The sequence below is a fragment of the Nonomuraea fastidiosa genome (assembly GCF_042751225.1).
In the GTDB taxonomy this organism is placed as follows: Bacteria; Actinomycetota; Actinomycetes; order Streptosporangiales; family Streptosporangiaceae; genus Nonomuraea; species Nonomuraea fastidiosa.
In genome coordinates this window covers 3008753-3026719 of record NZ_CP170570.1, presented here as the reverse complement: position 1 = coordinate 3026719, position 17967 = coordinate 3008753, and the positions used below count along the sequence as shown (strand labels likewise).

Here is a 17967-nt window from a genome sequence, read left to right as displayed (position 1 = left end):
ACGGCTCAGAGGCCGGGCGGGCCGAGGCGGCTCGGAGGCCGGGCGGGCCGGGATGGCGGGTTGAAAGCAGGGTGCAAAACGCGGATGGGCTGGGGCTCAGTCACGGGTTGGGCAGGTTTGTGACCGTGTCGGTGTAAATCCAACCGGACGGTGTGTGGCGAGGGGGCACTCGGTCCGGTCCACAACGGTAACCTCTCCTGGAGTGACCGGAATCGACCGGGTGGATGAGGAGACGCAGTGAGCCAGCAGCGGCGGGGATTGGGCAAGGGACTCGGGGCGCTCATCCCGACCGGTCCCATCGTTGACGGCACGGGGGCGGCGCCGGCCCCGGCCAACGGGTCGACGGGGGAGACGGGTCCCAAGCCGATTGCGGGGGCGTACTTCAAGGAGATCGCGCTCGAGGCGATCGTTCCTAACCCTCGGCAGCCGCGTGAGGTCTTCGATGAGGAGCGCCTGGAGGATCTGGCGACCTCCATCCGTGAGGTTGGGCTGCTCCAGCCGATTGTGGTGCGCTCGGTCGGCGGTGGTCAGTATGAGCTGATCATGGGGGAGCGGCGTTGGCGTGCGTGTAAGAAGGTCGGCCTTGACCCGGTGCCGGCGATCGTACGCAACACCCAGGACAACGACCTGTTGCGGGATGCGCTGATCGAAAACCTTCAGCGTGAGCAGCTGAACCCGCTCGAAGAGGCGGCGGCGTACCAGCAGCTTCTTGACGATTTTCAGGCGACGCACGATCAGTTGGCGAAGAAGATCGGCCGCTCGCGCTCTCACATCACCAACACCTTGCGTCTGCTGAACCTGCCTCCTGACGTACAGCTGAAGGTCGCCGCCGGGACGATCAGCGCCGGGCATGCGCGGGCGCTCCTCGGACTCGACGACCCGGAGGAGCAGATCCAGCTCGCCAAGCGGATCGTGGCGGAGCTGCTATCGGTACGGGCGGTCGAGGAGATCGTCGCCATGGGTAGTTCAAAGGCGGCCAAGAAGGCGCTACGCGACCGGAAGGCACCCAAGCCCACCGCCCCCGGACTCACCCACCTCGCCGACCGCCTCTCCGACCACTTCGAAACCAAGGTGAAGGTGGACCTGGGGCGGCGGAAGGGACGGATCGTGGTGGAGTTCGCGACGATCGACGACCTGGAGCGCATCATCGGCACCATGGCGCCGGAGGCAATCCAGGCGATGCGAGAAGCCGAGGACTGATTTCCGCACTTCCGAGCTCCCGCACTCCCGAGTTCTCGAGCTCTCGGGTTCCCGGGCTCTCGAGCTCCTGAGCTCCCGAGTTCTCGAGCTCTCGGGCTCTCGGGTTCCCGGGCTCTCGGGTTCCCGAGTTCCCGGGCTCTCGGGTTCCCGGGTTCCCTGCTCCCGTGCTTCTCAGCTCTCGTGGCTGATGAGCTCTCGCGCCTGAGCTTCAGCTTCGGCCGCTCGCCCGCACCTCGGCCGCTCGCCCGCGCCGCCAAGCCTCTCGCGCCGCGTGGTTCGGTTTCTCGCGCCGCGCGCTCCGGTCTTTCGCGCTGCGTAGTCTGGTTTCTCGCGCTGCGCCGTCCGGTCTTTCGCGCCGTAAGTTCGGTCTTTCGACAGAACCCAGCGGGTGAGCTGAGGTTCCGCCACGGTGACGACGGCTGGCGCGACTTAGCGCGGTCGGGCGTTCAGACGGTCTGGTGGCTGGTGTCGACCCGCCGAAGTCGGCGCGGCCGAGGGACGCAGCTGACCGTCCTTGAACAGCCGGCCGCCCGCCCTGATTAGCGTGCCGCCCGCCCGGTCGCTGTGGTGCACAGGAGCCTGGAACCAGGAGCCTGGAACCAGGATCCGGGCACGGTGGACGGGCGGCGCTCACTCACCACGCCCACCGCTCAGGCCCAGGTGTCCGCCGCTCAGACCAGTCGCCCGCTGCTCGGGCTAGTCGCCCGCTGCTCGGGCTAGTCGTCCGCTGCTCGGGTCGGTCGTCCGCTGCTCGGGTCGGTCGTCCGTCGCTCGGGTCGGCTGTCCGTCGCTCGGGTCGGCTGTCCGTCGCTCGGATCGGTCGTCCGCCGCGCAGGTCCAGCCGCCCGCCGTCGCCTGTCGTTTGGTCCAGTCGCTCACCGTTGCCGGTGACGGATGCTCGCTACAAGCGCGGCGGCGGTCGGGCTGGGGGAGCGGACGGTGGATCGGCGTCGAGGTGCGGCGGTTGGGCGCGGTTCGGCGTTTCGAGAGCCAGACGATTTCGTGGCGCAGGTGGCGGCTCGGCCGTGACGGCGCTGACGCGTCGCTCCGGGGCAGGCGATCTCATGGCACTGATAGCGGCGCGCCCCGTGACGGTCTTGATGCGCTGTGGCTCGCGACAGTGTTGATGCAGCGTTACGGGGAGGAGATCGCGTGGCTGGCTGGTAGCGACCCGGCTGCGGGGGTGGTGTCATGCTTCGCTGTCCGTGACGGTGCTCGTGCTGTGACTGCCCCTTCTGCACGGGCCGGCCGAGGCGGCTACCTGATTGAAGTCGGGCTGCGCCAATGCGGGATCGGCTGGGGAAACTGGGTGACCGGTCGTGGTGTTAGTTCGGCGCTTTTCCTGGTTTGCTTGGGAGCGCCGCGAGTTACGCGGAGATGTAGGGCATCTTCTGGCGAGCTGAAGGGACTAGCGGCGTAGGAACGGATCTGCGGGTGGGGGACGTGAGTCCGAAGTGGCTCAGGGAAGTCTCGACCGAGTAATAGCGACTCGGGCCGCGCGTCTCGCGTGGGGGCGACTCGAGTCGCAGGATGGGGGCACGCGCGGTGGTGCGGTTGGTGATCGGCGTGCGGCTAGTGGGCGGGCGAGCCTTCGATGTTTCACGTGAAACGTCACGCCAGCGGCGGGCCCTGTGTGCCCGCGTAGGCCTACGTGCACGCGCGGGTTGCCGGCGCGAGGTTTCCTGCGGAACGAGTCCCCGTTGGGAGTCGCTGCGCGCGTGGGCTACGCGTTCGATGTTTCACGTGAAACAACTCAGCTCGCAGAGGACGGCGGTGGCGCTCGTGCTGGAGCTCGGTGGCGATTTCGTCGGTCGGATGCCGGGCGGCAGGCCGTCCGTTCAAGCGTGAGGAACTGGCAACGCGCGAGAAGCGGCGGGCGCCGGAAGGCGTCGATGCGTACGTGAGGGTGGGCGTCGCAAGGCGGCGAGGCGTAGGAAGCGGCGGGTGTAGCAGGGCGGCGAGGCGTAGGAAGCGGTGGGCAACCGGAAGACGATGAGGCATTAGAAGCGGGGGTGCCGAAAGGCCACGAGGCGTTAAAAGGTGGCGGCACGCGAGGTGGCAGGTGCAAGTAGTGGGCCCGCAAGGTGCTGAAGCGCTGCGACTGTGGTGAGGCACGGAGAGGCGTTGCGCCACGGCAAGGCCCAGCGCACGGCGAGGCGCTGTGGCCATGGTGAGGTGCGGCGAGGTGCTGCACCATGGCGAGGCCCAGCACACGGCGAGGCGCCGCACACGGCGAGGCTCCGCACACGGCGAGGTGCTGTTGCGCGGTGGGGTGTTGCGGCGCGGTGAGGCGGGGGAGGCGCTGTAGCGCGGTAGGGTGTTGCGGCGCGGTGAGGCGGGGGAGGCGCTGCGGCGTGGTGAGGTGCTGTGGCGCGGCGTGAGGTGCGGAGGCGGCTTGGCGGTACGCGTCCTCGTCGAGGGCGAGGCTTCGCTAGACAGGGTGTTTCACGTGAAACCGTTGTCGTGATGCTGGAGGTCCTCGGTCAGGTGACTGGTGCGTTCGCCTCGGAGGGCGTGATGACGCTCGACGTGACGCGCTCGACGCGATGCGGTCCCACGCCCTGCTGTTGAGTGGACGCTGGCGGCGGCGGGGTGTCTGGCGAGGCTGTGGGTGCTGGAGGCCAGCACTCCAGAGGACGGGACGGGGAAGTGCGCCTCCGTGTTTCACGTGAAACACGGAGGCGGCCGTTTGGTCGCTCGGCGACTCGGAAACCCGTCGCAGCCGCGCGCCCGCAGCGGTCGTTGGCAAGGGGCGCCTGGGCCGCGTCAGCCGTCCAGCGCCTTGCCGGGCTCGCCGGTGGTCGGCGCGCGATGTTTCACGTGAAACCAGGGGAGTGCGTCTGCGGGGGAGTAGGCGGGCGAGGCAGTGTGAGAGTTAGCGCGTGGGTTACGCGGTGGCCGCCTTGCGGATGTCGTCCAGGAAGTCGTCTACGTGTTCCGGGGTGGTGTCGAAGGCGGTCATCCAGCGGACCGTGCCGGTGGTCTCGTCCCAGAAGTGGAACAGGTAGCGCTGCTGGAGAGTGTCCGCGACTGCCTTCGGGAGGGTGGCGAAGACGGCGTTGCTCTGCACCGGGTACGCCAGCGAGACACCGGGGATGTCCGTCAGTCCAGCGGCCAGGCGGTCGGCCATCTGGTTCGCGTGGGCGGCATTCCGGCGCCACAGGTCGTCCGTAAGGAGCGCCGTGAGTTGAGCGGAGATGTAGCGCATCTTCGAGGCGAGCTGAAGGGACTGGCGGCGCAGGAACGGGATGGCGTGAGACAGTGACGAGTCGAGCACCACCACGGCCTCAGCCGCGAGCGCGCCATTCTTGGTGCCGCCGAAGCTGAACACGTCCACGCCCACATCGGTCGTGATCGCCTTGAGGTCACAGCCGAGGTACGCGGCGGCGTTGGCGAGGCGGGCACCGTCGACATGGAGGCGCAGGCCGTGCTCGTGAGCCTTTTCCGCGAGGGCGGCGATCTCGGCGGGGGAGTAGCAGGTGCCGAGTTCTGTCACCTGGGAGATGGAGACGACGGTGGGCTGCGGCTCGTGGTGGCTGCCGACGCCGCCCAGGCGGGACTCGATGTCGGCCGGACGGAGCTTGCCGTCCTCGGTCGGGACCGTCAGGAGTTTCACGCCGAGCAGACGTTCCGTCGCACCTGTCTCGTGGGTGGCGATGTGGGCGCTGTCGGCGCAGATGATGCCGTCGTAGCGGCCGAGCATGGGAGCCAGGCCGACCATGTTGGCGCCCGCTCCGTTGAGGACGGCGAAGCCCTGCGCGTCCGGGCCGAACACCTCCTTGATCTTCTCCTCGAATATCGCCGTCCACTTGTCGTCGCCGTAGGCGGGTGCGTCTCCGTCGTTCGCGGCGGCCATGGCTTCGAGGATCGTCGGATGCACGCCCGCGTGGTTGTCGCTGGCGAAGCTCTTGGGGTACGTGGAATCGAACAGCACACGGTAAGGCTACTGATCCGGGTTTCGGGTGCTGTCACGCTCGCGCGCGTATCGCCCACACCGAGGTGTCCCGTTCTGCTCTCGGCTGGCTTCGGGGGTGCGGCGCGTCGGTGTCGCCGGTTGGGCGTCGTGTCGGCTCGGAGTCGTGCATCGTGCTGGACGTTGCATCGTGCTCGGTTCGGGGAGCGGCGTGCGCCCCGCTGGACGTCGCGCCGCGTTCGGTTCGGGGACGTGTGTCGCGCTGGACGCTGTAGCGCGGCTCGGGTTGGGGCGTGTGTCCTGCTGGACGTTGTAGCGCGCTTGGAAGGGGGCGGCGTGTGTCGTGCTGCTTCTGGTGGTGTCAGGCGGTCCGTCCTGTGCCGGGTCGCCAGGCAAGTTCGCTCCTCCGTGGATTGGTGGTGGGGGACGCGGTGGGGTGGTGCGGTGGGCGCGACGTTGCGACGGTGCGGGCCGTTGGCGCCGTGCGGGTGGCATGGCGGGGCGATCTGGCAAGCCAACGTGACGGGGTGGCGGAGGTGTGGCGCGTTGGTGGGCGAGGCGGGGCGGCGGTGCGGCAGAGTAGCGCGGTGGGCCGCCCCCGCCCCCCTAGCGGTGGGCCGCGCCCTAGCGGGCCGAGCGGGCGGCGGCGATGCGGAGGAGGGTGTGGCAGAGCTCGCCCAGGTCTTGCCCGGCGGCCTCGGCGGACATCGGCAGGAGGGACGTCTCCGTCATGCCCGGCGCCACGTTCACCTCAAGGAAGTACGGCACGCCGTCGGCGTCCACGATCAGGTCCGTACGGGAGATGTCGCGGAGCCCGAGTGCCGTGTGCGCGGTCACCGCGGTTTCGGCGCATGCCGCGGCGGCCTGGGCGGACAGGCGGGCCGGGGCGAAGAACTCGGTGTGGCCGGCGGTGTAGCGGGCGGCGTAGTCGTAGACGCCTTCGTCGGGGACGATCTCCACGGCGGGCAGCGCCACCGGCCCCTCGCCGAGGTCGACGACGGAGACCGCCACCTCGACGCCCTCGACGTACCGCTCGATGAGCGCCGTGTCGCCGTACGCGAAGCAGCCGACCATGGCGGCGGGCAGTTCCTCGGCCGTACGGACGAAGGAGGCGCCGAGGGCCGAGCCGCCGCGCGCGGGCTTGACGAACAGCGGCAGTCCGAGACGCTCCACGATGCGGCCGAGCACCACGGTGGCGCCGAGGTCGTGGAAGGTCTCCTTGGGGAGGGTGACGGACTCGGGAGTGCGCAGCCCGACGGAGCGCACGACGGCCTTGGCGGTGGGCTTGTCGAAGGCCACCCGGCATGCGTCGGGGTCGGCGCCGACGTATGGCACGTCGAGCAGCTCCAGCACGGAACGGATCGCGCCGTCCTCGCCGGCCCCGCCGTGGAGGGTGACGAACACGGCGTCCGGCGGGTCGGCCAGGATCGAGGGTACGAGCGAGGCGTCGGTGTCACGGGTCTCCACGGAGATGCCCGTGGCCCGCAGCACCTCGCTCACCCGGCGGCCTGAGCGCAGGGACACTTCCCGCTCGTAGGAGAGACCTCCGGCCAGCACGAGCACGTGGCCCAGATCGCTCATCACTTCTCCTCCGCTGACGACACGCTGTCCAACCGTACCGGCGCTGGGGATCAGGTGTGTACGTGAGGTGCTATGTGGGGCGATCCCATCCCATCTCAGCCGATCGGAAGGGGATCTCTTGGCGCTGGGATGAGAATGCCGAAAGGAGAACGGGAGGGCCGCCCGCCCTCCCGTCACGCCGCGTCCTGCGCGGTGCCCTCCGGCACCGGAGATGCGCGCTGAGGATCAGGTGCTTCCCCGGTTCCGGAGATGCGCGTTGAGTATCAGGTGCTTCCCCGGTTCCGGAGACGCGCGCTGAGGATCAGGTGCTCTCTCGGTTCCGTAGAGGCGCCCCTGAGAGCCGGGCGCCTCTACGGGCGAGGGGGCTAGGCCAGGTCGGGGCCGGGTGTGTCGACGCCCTGGTGGTCACGCGTGGACCCCGTGCCGAACGTGTCCCGCAGCTGCATCTCCTGCTCGATCACCCCGGCCAGCCGCCGCACGCCTTCGCGGATGCGGTCGGGCTCGGGGTAGCAGTAGGACAGCCGCATGTGGCGGGCGCCGCTGCCGTCGGAGTAGAACCCGGTGCCGGGCACGAACGCGACCCGCTCGGCCACGGCCCGCGGCAGGATCGCCTTAGAGTCGAGTCCTTCGGGCAGGGTGGCCCACACGAAGAAGCCGCCTCCGGGACGCGTCCACGTCACCTCGGGCGGCATCAGCGATTCGAGCGCGTCGAGCATCGCGTCGCGGCGTTCGCGGTAGAGCTCGCGGAAGGACTTGATCTGCTCGCGCCACGGCTGCGTGGCCAGGTATTGGCCGACCGCGAGCTGCGTGAACGACGAGTGCGACAGCACCGCCGACTCCATCGCGAGGATGAGCTTGTCGCGTATGGCGTGCGGCGCGAGCGCCCAGCCGACGCGGAAGCCCGGGGCCAGCGTCTTGGAGAACGAGCCGAGGTAGACGACGCCGTCGGGGTTGTCGGCGCGCAGCGCGCGCAGCGGCTCGCCGTCGAAGCCGAGCAGTCCGTACGGGTTGTCCTCGATGACCAGGATCCCGGCCCGCTGGCAGATGTCGAGCACCTGCTGGCGGCGGGCGATGTTGAGCGTGACGCCGGCCGGGTTCTGGAAGGTCGGGATGGTGTACAGGAACTTGACGGGCGCGCCCGCGGTCTCCAGCGCGTAGATCGTCTGGGCCAGCGATTCGGGCACGATGCCCTGATCGTCCATAGCGATGTGGACGACTTTGGCCTGGTACGCGGCGAACGTGCCGAGGGCACCCACGTACGAGGGCCCTTCGGCGAGCACCACGTCGCCAGGGTCGATGAAGATCCGGGTGATGAGGTCGAGGGCCTGCTGCGACCCGACGGTGACGACGACGTCGTTCGGCCCGGCGTTGATCCCCTCCAGCTTCATGACCTCGCAGATCTGCTCGCGCAGGTGCGGGTCACCCTGGCCGGAGCCGTACTGCAGCGCGACGGGGCCGCGCCGGGTGACGAGGTCGGCGACCAGCTCGCCGACCATGTCGAGGGGGAGCGCCGTGACGTACGGCATGCCGCCGGCGAGCGAGACCACCTCGGGCCTCGACGCGACGGCGAAAAGAGCTCGGATCTCGGAGGCGACCATCCCGGTAGCTCGCGCGGCGTACCGATCGACGTAGGCGTCGATGCGCGACCCTTGGGTCGCGGGTGTCTGACCGTGATCCAGCTCTTCTGTCACGGCCCACCTCCTAAGTGTCGTATATCGGACTGAAATACCAGATTACGCCAGACGGACATGTCGCCCGTGACCGGGCTGGACCGTCGTGGTGTCCGCTGACGACATCTGTACTGGGCTACGATGCCACCTGTGGACGCGGTTTTCGCGCGCTTTTCCGGGTCAACGATAGGAGCGGTAGTTGTCGCGCCGGCTGGTCAACATAACCCTGGACAATCTTGATGATCTGCCTCGCCGCTGCCGGCGGTGCGTGTTCTGGGAGCTGGATCCCGTCAACGGGGAGCGGGCGCTCGACGCCGGCGACCCGGCGCTGGAGAAGGAGGCGTGGCTGTCCAGCACGCTGCTGGAATGGGGCAGCTGCGGCAAGATCGTGTACGTCGACGGGGTGCCGGCCGGGTTCGTCCTCTACAGCCCGCCCCTTTACAGCCCGCGTTCGGTGGCCTTTCCGACCTCGCCGGTCAGCGCCGACGCGGTGCTGCTGATGACGGCCCACATCATTCCCGAGTTCTCAGGTGGCGGGCTCGGCCGCATGCTGATCCAGGGCGTGGCCAAAGACCTGACGCGGCGCGGGGTGAAAGCCATTGAAGCTTTCGGGGACTTGAAGTGGGAAGAGCCTAGTTGCGTAGTTCCAGCGGATTACTTGCTTTCTGTGGGGTTTAAGACGGTGCGTCCGCATTTGCGTTTCCCGCGGTTGCGGCTGGAACTGAAGACCGCCGTCTCGTGGCGTGAGGACGTCGAGGTGGCCCTCGAACGCCTTCTGGGCCATATGAGTCCGGAACGGGCTCTCCGTCCCGTCTGACGGCCCTCACAGCCCCGCAGAAGCCCCCGGCGGCGGTTGACCGTCCTCGGTCCTGGCCTCGCCTGACGCGGCCCCGTGACGTCCGACGCGGGCCCTCGCATGGGAAAGCCCCTCGCGGTTGACGACCACGAGGGGCTTTCGGCAGGGCGCAACGCGTCCCCCGAGCGGCGGACCACCGCCGAGAGCCGGCTGATGATGCCCTCGAGCTCGCGCAGCAGCATGGCCTTCGGCTTGGCGCCGATGATCTGCTTGACGACCTGGCCGTTCTTGTAGACGTTCATCGTGGGGATCTGGAGCACACCGAACTGGCGCGGAACCTCGGGGTTCTCGTCGATGTTCAGCTTGACGATCTCCAGCTTGTCGCCGTGCTCCTTGGAGATCTCCTCGAGGATGGGCGCGACCTGACGGCACGGGCCGCACCACTCGGCCCAGAAGTCGACCAGGACGGGCTTGTCGCTCTTGAGGACCTCGGACTCGAAGTTGGCGTCGGTGACAGCCTTCACGGTGCGCTCCTTACTTCTCGTTGTTGGCCAGCCAGCGCTCGGAGTCGAGCGAGGCGGCACAGCCGGTGCCGGCCGCGGTGATGGCCTGGCGGTAGGTGTGGTCGACGACGTCGCCGGCGGCGAACACGCCCTCGATGTTGGTGGCAGTGGAGGGGTGGGCGACCTTGATGTAGCCGTTCTCGTCGAGGTCGATCTGGCCCTTGACCAGCTCGGTGCGCGGCTCGTGGCCGATCGCGATGAACAGCGCGTCGGTCGCCAGCTCGCTCTCCTCGCCCGACTTGACGTTGCGCAGCTTGACCGCCTCGACCTTGGCGTCGCCGATCACGTCGGAGACCTCGGAGTCCCAGACGAAGCGGATCTTGTCGTTGGCGAACGCGCGGTCCTGCATGATCTTGCTGGCCCGCAGCGTGTCGCGGCGGTGCACCACCGTCACCATGCGACCGAACCTCGTCAGGAAGTTGGCCTCCTCCATCGCGGTGTCGCCACCGCCGACGACCACGATGTCCTTGTTGCGGAAGAAGAACCCGTCACAGGTCGCACACCAGGACACGCCGTGACCGGAGAGCCGCTTCTCGCTGTCCAGGCCGAGCTCGCGGTAGCGGGAGCCCATGGCCAGGATGACCGACTTGGCGTAGTAGGTGTCGGTGTGGGTCTTGATCACCTTGGGGTTGGCCCGCAGATCGACCTCGACGACGTCGTCCGCGATCAGCTCAGCACCGAACCGCTCGGCCTGCTTGCGCATGTTGTCCATCAGGTCGGGGCCCATGATGCCGTCGGGGAACCCGGGGAAGTTCTCCACATCGGTGGTGTTCATCAGCGCGCCGCCCGCGGTGACGGAGCCCTCGAAGACAAGCGGCTTGAGCTCGGCACGAGCGGAGTAGACGGCCGCCGTGTAACCGGCAGGGCCGGAACCAATGATGATCACGTTACGAACGTCGCTCAACGCTCCACGCCTTCCTCGTCTGTCGATGCCACCGGCGACAACAGATCCTAGGCCGCAGTGATTCCCGCCCCACCCCACAACGCCGGTGCAAACGAAAGAGCCCGCGAACTGCGGGCTCTGACATGGGGTCACGCGGCCAGGACGGTGAAACGACGCCGAGTGTCGCGGCCGGGCCCGCGAGCGGGGCCCGGCCGGACCTCAGGTCTACCAGCGGCCCAGTGCGGGCTTGCGCAGGTTCTTGCAGTTGAACGGATCGACGACGTCGATGCGGATCCTCTTGGTCGCCTGGTTCTTCCAGCTCGCGACCACCAGCGCCTCCTGGCCGTTGTACTGGCCCTGGTCCACGGCGAAGACGTCGAGCTTGGAGCGGTTGGAGACCGCGGCGACGCACTTGCTGACCTTGTCGGCGTCGTTGGAGTCGCCGTGCAGCGCAGGAGCCGGAGCCAGGAAGCCCTCAAGAGGCAGGCGCAGCTCGGGGTCGCTGTAGTTGTGGTCGCTGTTGGTCAGCGCGTAGCCCCGAGCCGACGGGGTCGCACGGATCGCGCTCCGCGTGGGCTCCGCGGCGGACGTCTGCGGCGGCAGCGCCACGGGCGCGGGCTCGGCGGGCGTCTGCCCGCCCGCGGCGAGCAGGCTCGTGCCCGCCACCACCGTGCCGGCCACGACGGCTGCGGCCGCGGCCGCGACCGCGGGCACCGCCCAGCGGCGCCGCCGGATCGACCGGCTCTTGGCCGGGACGATCGTGCCGTCGTCGGCGACCACGCCGAGCCGGACCGGCTCAGGGGCACCGGCGGGTTCGTCCCGCGCGGGCTCAGCGGTCTCCTCGAGCCGCGCGGGCTCAGGAGCCTTCTCCAGCCGTACGGGCTCGGAGACCTCCTCAAGCCGGGCAGGCTCGGGAACGAGCCGCACGGGCTCGGAGACCTCCGCCGGGCGCTCCCACGGGGCGTCCCGCATGAGCTCATCCCAGTCCGGTGGTTCCGCGAGGCCGACACCTCCGGCGCGCCGGGACTCCGCCTCGGCGGCGAGCGCCTTGTCGATGCGCAGTGCGACACCCATCGGCATGGCCGGTGTGGGCGTCGCGGCCAGCACCTCGCGAACCGCCGCCAGGTCAGCCAGTAGCTCCCCGCAGGGGTCGCAGACCGCGAGATGCCCGCGGACCTGGCGTGCCGTGTCGGCGTCCAGGAGACCCTCGGCCAAATCGGCGAGAGTGTCCAGATCGTAGTGCGTATCACCCGTCACGAAGTTCTGCTCCCTTCGCGGATGAGACGCGATTGAGGGTGGTTCGGTTCCGCAGATGCGAAAGAATTGGGGCAAGTTTCGCGCGCCCTCGGGCGCACCGGCTCTTCACCGTGCCACTCGGCACTTGCAGCACTTGAGCTGCGTCTTCGACTGAGTAGCCCATCATGTCCACCAGCACGAGCGCGGCCCGCTGGTCGGCGGGCAGCAGTTTCAGCGCGGCCGAAACCTCCATCGACACCTCGCGCTCGACGGTCTGGTCGGGCAGCGGGGTCTCGCGCTCCGCCGCCTCGATCAGCTCGTCGTCGGCGACGGGCCGTACGGATTTACGGCGCATCCTGTCAAGGCAGGCGTTGACCACGATGCGGTGCAGCCAGGTGGTGACGGCCGCTTCGCCGCGAAACGTGGCGGCCTTGCGATAGGCAGAGACGAAGGCGTCCTGCACGGCGTCGGCGGCCTCGTCGGGGTCGCCGAGCGTGCGCAGGGCGACCGCCCACATGCGGTCGCGGTGTCTCTTGACGATTTCGCTGAAGGCGCGTGGATCCCCGTTGATATGTGCGGCCAGCAGCTCGGCGTCTGTGAGCGCCTGCTGCTCCGCTGCTGAGGGTGTCTCGGGTGGGGAGTTCACAAGAGAGATTCCTGATTATGCCGATCCGGGAGAGTGCACCACTACCTCATAGATGGTGCCATGAAAAGTGCCCGCATCCGTCGGAACGCGCGTAAACCAGATCAAAACGTACTGGCCGGTTACCGGTTGTTCCGGGGCGAGGGTGGTCTTACCTGCGGCGTTCTTCTTCGTGGCCACCGTCTTGAGCGCACTGAGCTCGGGCGCGTCGCCCACCTTCAGCTCGACGGTCGCGCCCGGCGCGTCGGACAGCGTAGCGACCACGTCGCTGATCTGCAGGGACTTGCCCATGTCGAGCAACAGGCCCACACCGTCCTTGAGGCGGCCCAGGTCGGCGCTGGTGTAGGTCTCGGTCTTCCACAACGTGCTCGGCTTGCCGTCGATGGCAAGCTTGGCCAGGTCGGGCTTCTCGTCGCCGTCGCCGAGCGGGTCGAAGCCCTGAGCCTTCTCCGGCTTGACCGCCTGCACCTGCACGGTCTGCGACGGCGACGCCGAGGGGCTGGCGCTGGCCGTCGGGGACGTCGCCGGGCTGCCCAGGCTGCGGCCGATCGTCCACGCGCCCACGCCGACGGCGGCGATCACGAGCAGCACCACGAGCGTCATCAGCACGCGGTTGAGCTTGCTGCCGCCACCGCCCGCCGGGCGGTACTGCGGCACCGGCGGCAGGGGAGGAGGCGGGGCGGCCTGCTGCCGATGCGCGATGTCGAGGCCCTCGGTGTGGGTGGCGGCGGCCACCGCCGGGGTCGAGGGGTAGGTGATGGGGATCGGCATCGGCCTGGCGACGTCGGCCAGCGCGTCGGCCACCTCGGCGGGGCTGGCGAGCGCGCCCTGGCCCCTGCGCGACTCCGGCAGGCAGGCGCGCACGGTGACCGTGTCGAGGTAGCTGGGCACGCCCGCGGTGACCTGGCGGGGCGTGCAGAAGTGGCCGTCGGTCATCGGGGCGGCGGGCAGGCCGCCCTCCTCCTCGTCGCCCGGCCAGTGGCCGGTCAGGCCCGCGTACAGCAGGCGGCCGAGCCCTTCGGCGTCGTCGAGCGCGGGCTGGTCGGTGGTCAGGCCGTACATGGCGGCGTCGACGGCCACGCCGAGCACCTTGACCGTGTTGCCGGTCGTCCACACCAGGTGGGACGGGCGCAGGCACAGGTGGTAGAGGTGCGCCTCGTGGGCGTGCGCGAGCGCCTCGGCGGCCTCGGCGACCAGCCCGGCGGCGCGCTCGGGCTCCAGCGGGCCACCCGCGAGCAGGTCGGTCAGCGACTCGCCGGTGACCCACTCGCTGACGACGTAGGCGTGCTTGTCGTCCTCGGCCGCGTCGAAGACCTGGGTCAGGCGCGGATCGGTCAGCCGGCTCGCCGCGCGGGCGGCCGTGACGACCTCGTGGACGCGCGGGAAGTCGGGCGCGAACGTGTGGACGGCGACGGGACGGGCGAGGATCTCGTCGATGGCCTTCCACAGGGTGGCGCCGTCGGACTCGCTGACGCGGTCCTCCAGCCGAAAACGCTCGGCGAGACGGGTGCCGGGTGCGACGGCCGACGTGCTGCTCACTGGCTCACTCCGCTTGGCCGATCGGGCGTGCTCATGGTCTGACTCACCTGCGTGGTCGTGTCCCACGAAGGCACGCTATGCCGGGTGGATCCGCCCACGCCCCTCCTGCTTCCATTCGCGCGTGTCGGCCTCCATGGTAGTGCCGAGGAGATTCCGCCCGCGTTCTTTACCGACCTACCCGCCTTGCGACCATCCCAACGATCGAGTTGACCTCTGGGATGCGCATTCTGTGGGCTACGCCGAGATAGAGCAACAGCCCCAGGCCGCCGCCGACCGCCAGGACGATCACGGAGTTGAGGAAGTCGAGGCCGCCGAAGGCGGTCGTGATCACCCAGACCGTCGCGAGCGCCAGCACGGCGGTGGGCAGCGCCGCGAGGTACATCCTGGTCATCGCCATGCCGATGGCCCAGCCGTCGAGGCCCCGCACCCGGCGGGCGGCCAGCCACCACGCGAGGACCGCGCCCAGCGCGTACGCCACCGCGTACGCCAGCGCCAGCCCCATCACCGCGTACCGGGGCGGCAGCACCAGGTGGGCGATCACCATGAGCAGCGCGTTCGTCGCGGTCGTGCCGGCCCCGATGAAGACGGGGGTGCGGGTGTCGCCGAAGCTGTAGAAGACCCGCAAAAGCAGCTGGAAGATCGCGAACGGCATCAGCGCGAGCCCGTAGACCTGCAGCACGTTGCCGATGTAGACGGCGTCGGCAACGGAGTTGGCGCCGTGGCCGTAGATCGGCACGGTGATCGCCGGCCCGACCACCATGAGCAGCAGCGACACCGGCACCATCAGCGCGCAGACCAGCCGCACGCTCGACCCGAACTCGGCCCGCACGTCGTCGAACCGGCCGTCGGCCACGGCCCGGCTCATCCTGGGCAGCATGGCGGTGATCACGGAGACGCCGATCACGCCGTACGGTAGCTGGAAGAGCTGGAACGCCAGCGTGTACGGGCTGATGCCGTGCCCCTCGACCACGTCACCGGCGGCGCTGGCCAGGTTGGTGGTCAGCATGAAGCCGGCCTGGGTGACGACGACGTAGCCGATCGTCCAGACGCCGGCCTTGGCCATCTCGCCGAGCCGGGCGTTGCGCAGGTCGAAGCGGGGCACGAACTGAAAGCCCGCCCGCCGCAGCGCCACGATCAGCACCGACGCCTGGGCGACGATGCCCGCCGTGGTGCCGAGGCCGAGCAGCGCCAGGTCGGCGTTGGTGACGGCCGCGACGTCGTCGCCGGAGCCGACCGCCGCGTAGAGCGCGAACACGCAGATGACGACCAGGTTGTTGACGACCGGGGCCCACATGGGGGCGCCGAAGCGGTCACGGGTGTTGAGAATGGCGCCGGCCACCGCGCCCACGCCGAAGAAGGCGAGCTGCGGCAGGATGAACCTGGCCAGCATGACCGCGACCTCGAACTCCCTGCTGCCCGGGTCCCAGACCGTGTAGAGGTCGATGAGCAGCGGCGCGGCCAGCACGGCCAGCGCGGCGACCGCGGCCAGCGCGACGGTGGCGAGCGTCAGCAGCCGCTGCTCGTAGGCCCGTCCGCCGTCGGCGTCGTGCTGCTGGGCCCGGACGATCATCGGCACGATCACGCTGCTCAGCACGCCGAGCAGCAGCAGGTCGAGGATGCTGTACGGGATCGCGTACGCGGCGTTGTAGGCGTCGCCCAGCGCCTTGGTGCCGATGGCGTAGGCCAGCACCATGGTCCGTACGAAACCGGTGACCCTGGACACCATGGTGCCCGCCGCCATGATGGCGCCGGCCCGCAGCATGCGGCTCATACGGTCTCACTCTCCCGGGTCTTGGCACGTGCGAGCTTCCGTTCGGACCTGCGCCGCAGCAGCCGCGTCACGACGGCGGCGAGCATCACGGTCAGTGCCGCGCCCACGATGACCAGGGCGATGCCGGTGTAGCCGGTGGTGCGGATCGTCAGCCGCTGCGGCTTGCCGTAGGGCTGGCCGTCGGCGGTCTTGAGCTGCACCGTCACCGTGGCGTCTCCGCTGGTGTCGGGGGTGGCGTTCATCGTCACCTGGAACGTGGTGCTCTGGCCGCTGCCGATCGTCCGCGTCTCCTGCGTGAGGCTGACCTGCAGCAGCTCGGGATTGTCGGACTTGACGTCGATGTACAGGGCGATGGGGCGGCCCATGTCGTTCTTGACGCTGATGGGCACCACGCCGTTGCTGCCCGCGAGGGTGCGCGGCCCGCCCACGCCGAAGATCTGCACCTTGTCGGTGGTCTTGGTGACGGCGGTGCTGACCATCTTCGCCGCGCCGCGGGCGGTGCGGGTCCTGTCGCGCCAGGCCGAGGAGGTCAGGCGCAGCACGGCGGAGTCGTAGGCGGACGGAGCGCGGTCCGTGGTGACGCTGGAGAGCAGCTGCGCCATGCGCCACGACTTCTTGACGGAGCCGAGGTACTTGCCGGACAGCTCCTGCTTGCGGTCCTGATCGGTGTAGGTCAGCCCGGCCCGCGGCACGGACGTCTTGGCCGGCTTGAGCGACTCCAGCGTGGTGAGCTGCAGCCAGGGCAGCCGCCCCGCGGTCTTGATGAGCGAGGTGACGAGCGACGGGTTGGGGTCCCAGCGCCGGGAGGGGGCGATGACCAGCGACCTCGGCTTGGTCTGGCCCGGCTCGGTGGCGATCACCGCGGTCTCGGCGATGAACCGCTGCCTGGTCAGCGCCTGCGACGTGGGCGCGGCCGGCTCGAACAGCCGGCTCAGCCCGGGGTCGGCGACCAGCGCCTTCACCGGGCCGTTGACCGAGTCGAGCGTCGCGGCGGCGTCGGGCGTGATGGCGACCGCCTGCTGCGGCGGGAGATTCTTGGCGTCGAGCAGCACGGTGTCGACGCCGCTGACCGCGAGCAGGTCGAGCGCGTCGAGGTCGAGCACGCCGCCGGCCGGCCAGTTGAGGTTGGTCTTGGCCTTGGTGCTGAGCAGCTGCTGTGCCTTCTGCCCGCCGAGCTGGATGGCTCTGGCGGTCTGCGCGTCGAGCCCCTGGTGCGCGAGCGCGGCGACGTCGGGATCGGCGTACGGGAGCGCGATCACCGGCGAGGCGGCGAGCGAGGTGCGCATGCTCGTCAGCCACTGCGAGGCGGCGGCGCTCGGCGGCTGCGACCGCTTGCCGCCCTTCGTCCTGACCTCGTAGCCCTGGGTCATCGCGTGGAGATCGTCGAGCAGCGCGGGATCGACCACCCAGGTGACGCTGCTCGGCACGGACTGCGCGATGCGCAGCAGGTCGGCCAGGCGGCCACGGCCCGACAGCGCCTGGTTCAGCTTGTCGTCGAGAAAGAGCGGACCCTTGCCGGGCGCCTCCGGATCCTCGTCGGTGGCTCTGCGCGGCTGGTCGATGATGGGCAGCGCGATGGCCAGCTTGTTGCGCGGCGGCCGCGGCTCGGTGGGCGGCGCGTACGTCAGGAACGTGCGCTGCGCGCTGATCGGCACACTCCACTGGGCGACGTCGACCGCGATGGGGTAGACGCCGAACTCGCGCAGGCCGAGCTGCGCGGGCGTGGCGGTGATCTCCCAGCGCGCGGTGGCGCCCGCGTTGAGCGGCTCGAGGTTCTGGAACGAGTTGCGCGTGGAGACGTTGACCGGGAGCGTCGCGTTGTCCTGGCTGGACTGGTAGGCGGCCAGCGAGGCACGGTCGGTGAAGCGCTGCGCGCTGTAGCGCAGGCGCACCTGCAAGCCGGACATCGCCGCGCCGGTGTCGTTGCGCACGGTGCCGGTGATCTTGATGACGTCGGTCAGGCTCCTGGGCACCTCGGGCGTGATCGAGGCGATGGACACGGCGAGGGTCTGCCGCCTGACCTCCGTCACGGCGGGCGTCACGGCAGCCTCACCGGGCGTGACCGCCAGCGTGGGGGAGAGCAACGCGGCGGACAGCGCGGCGAGTAGCGTGGCCTTACGGATCACGCCGAGGCCCGGGCGGGACGAGGACGACACACGCCCGCAATGGTAC

General features: G+C 69.6%; 11 protein-coding genes and 1 pseudogene. 2 read left to right on the top strand and 10 right to left on the bottom strand.

Going from position 1 to position 17967, the window contains the following annotated elements; all coding sequences use genetic code 11:
* Positions 1–237: 237 nt before the first annotated feature.
* Entirely contained in the window at positions 238–1200 is a 963-nt protein-coding gene (locus ACFMQL_RS13785; RefSeq protein ID WP_378785841.1) for a ParB/RepB/Spo0J family partition protein, read from the top strand.
* 2887 nt (positions 1201–4087) lie between these two features.
* Here the strand turns inward: ACFMQL_RS13785 and ACFMQL_RS13780 are convergent.
* From ACFMQL_RS13780 to ACFMQL_RS13770, 3 genes are all read right to left on the bottom strand, one after another.
* Positions 4088–5134 (bottom strand): threonine aldolase family protein, encoded by a 1047-nt coding sequence (locus ACFMQL_RS13780; RefSeq protein WP_378785840.1) that lies wholly within the window; start codon positions 5132–5134, stop codon positions 4088–4090.
* Between the two features lie 603 nt (positions 5135–5737).
* On the bottom strand, positions 5738–6694 hold the full coding sequence (locus tag ACFMQL_RS13775; protein ID WP_364064600.1) for a D-alanine--D-alanine ligase: 957 nt from the start codon (positions 6692–6694) through the stop codon (positions 5738–5740).
* Between the two features lie 365 nt (positions 6695–7059).
* Positions 7060–8385, bottom strand: coding sequence for a PLP-dependent aminotransferase family protein (locus tag ACFMQL_RS13770; RefSeq protein ID WP_378785839.1), 1326 nt, complete (start codon positions 8383–8385; stop codon positions 7060–7062).
* Positions 8386–8563: 178 nt separating this feature from the next.
* On the opposite strand from ACFMQL_RS13770, the gene ACFMQL_RS13765 reads away from it, so the two are divergent.
* Complete coding sequence (locus tag ACFMQL_RS13765; protein WP_364064598.1) at positions 8564–9181, top strand: GNAT family N-acetyltransferase; 618 nt, start codon at positions 8564–8566, stop codon at positions 9179–9181.
* 191 nt (positions 9182–9372) lie between these two features.
* Here ACFMQL_RS13765 and trxA read toward each other — a convergent pair.
* The 7 genes and pseudogenes from trxA to ACFMQL_RS13730 all read right to left on the bottom strand — a co-directional run.
* Positions 9373–9684: pseudogene (gene trxA, locus ACFMQL_RS13760) on the bottom strand (thioredoxin); the annotation flags it as partial.
* Between the two features lie 10 nt (positions 9685–9694).
* Entirely contained in the window at positions 9695–10627 is a 933-nt protein-coding gene (gene trxB, locus ACFMQL_RS13755; protein ID WP_364064593.1) for a thioredoxin-disulfide reductase, read from the bottom strand.
* 204 nt (positions 10628–10831) lie between these two features.
* Entirely contained in the window at positions 10832–11863 is a 1032-nt protein-coding gene (locus ACFMQL_RS13750; RefSeq protein WP_364064591.1) for a hypothetical protein, read from the bottom strand.
* Positions 11853–12488, bottom strand: a complete 636-nt coding sequence (gene sigM, locus ACFMQL_RS13745) for an RNA polymerase sigma factor SigM (protein WP_378785838.1) — start codon at positions 12486–12488, stop codon at positions 11853–11855. Before sigM ends, ACFMQL_RS13750 begins: the two co-directional genes overlap by 11 nt.
* Before the next feature lie 15 nt (positions 12489–12503).
* Positions 12504–14024 (bottom strand): protein kinase family protein, encoded by a 1521-nt coding sequence (locus ACFMQL_RS13740; protein ID WP_364064586.1) that lies wholly within the window; start codon positions 14022–14024, stop codon positions 12504–12506.
* Positions 14025–14190: 166 nt separating this feature from the next.
* On the bottom strand, positions 14191–15795 hold the full coding sequence (gene murJ, locus ACFMQL_RS13735; protein ID WP_364064584.1) for a murein biosynthesis integral membrane protein MurJ: 1605 nt from the start codon (positions 15793–15795) through the stop codon (positions 14191–14193).
* The gene (locus ACFMQL_RS13730) at positions 15792–17951 is read right to left on the bottom strand and encodes a Bbp16 family capsid cement protein (protein ID WP_364064582.1); all 2160 of its coding nucleotides are present in this window, start codon (positions 17949–17951) and stop codon (positions 15792–15794) included. Before ACFMQL_RS13730 ends, murJ begins: the two co-directional genes overlap by 4 nt.
* Positions 17952–17967: the final 16 nt, after the last annotated feature.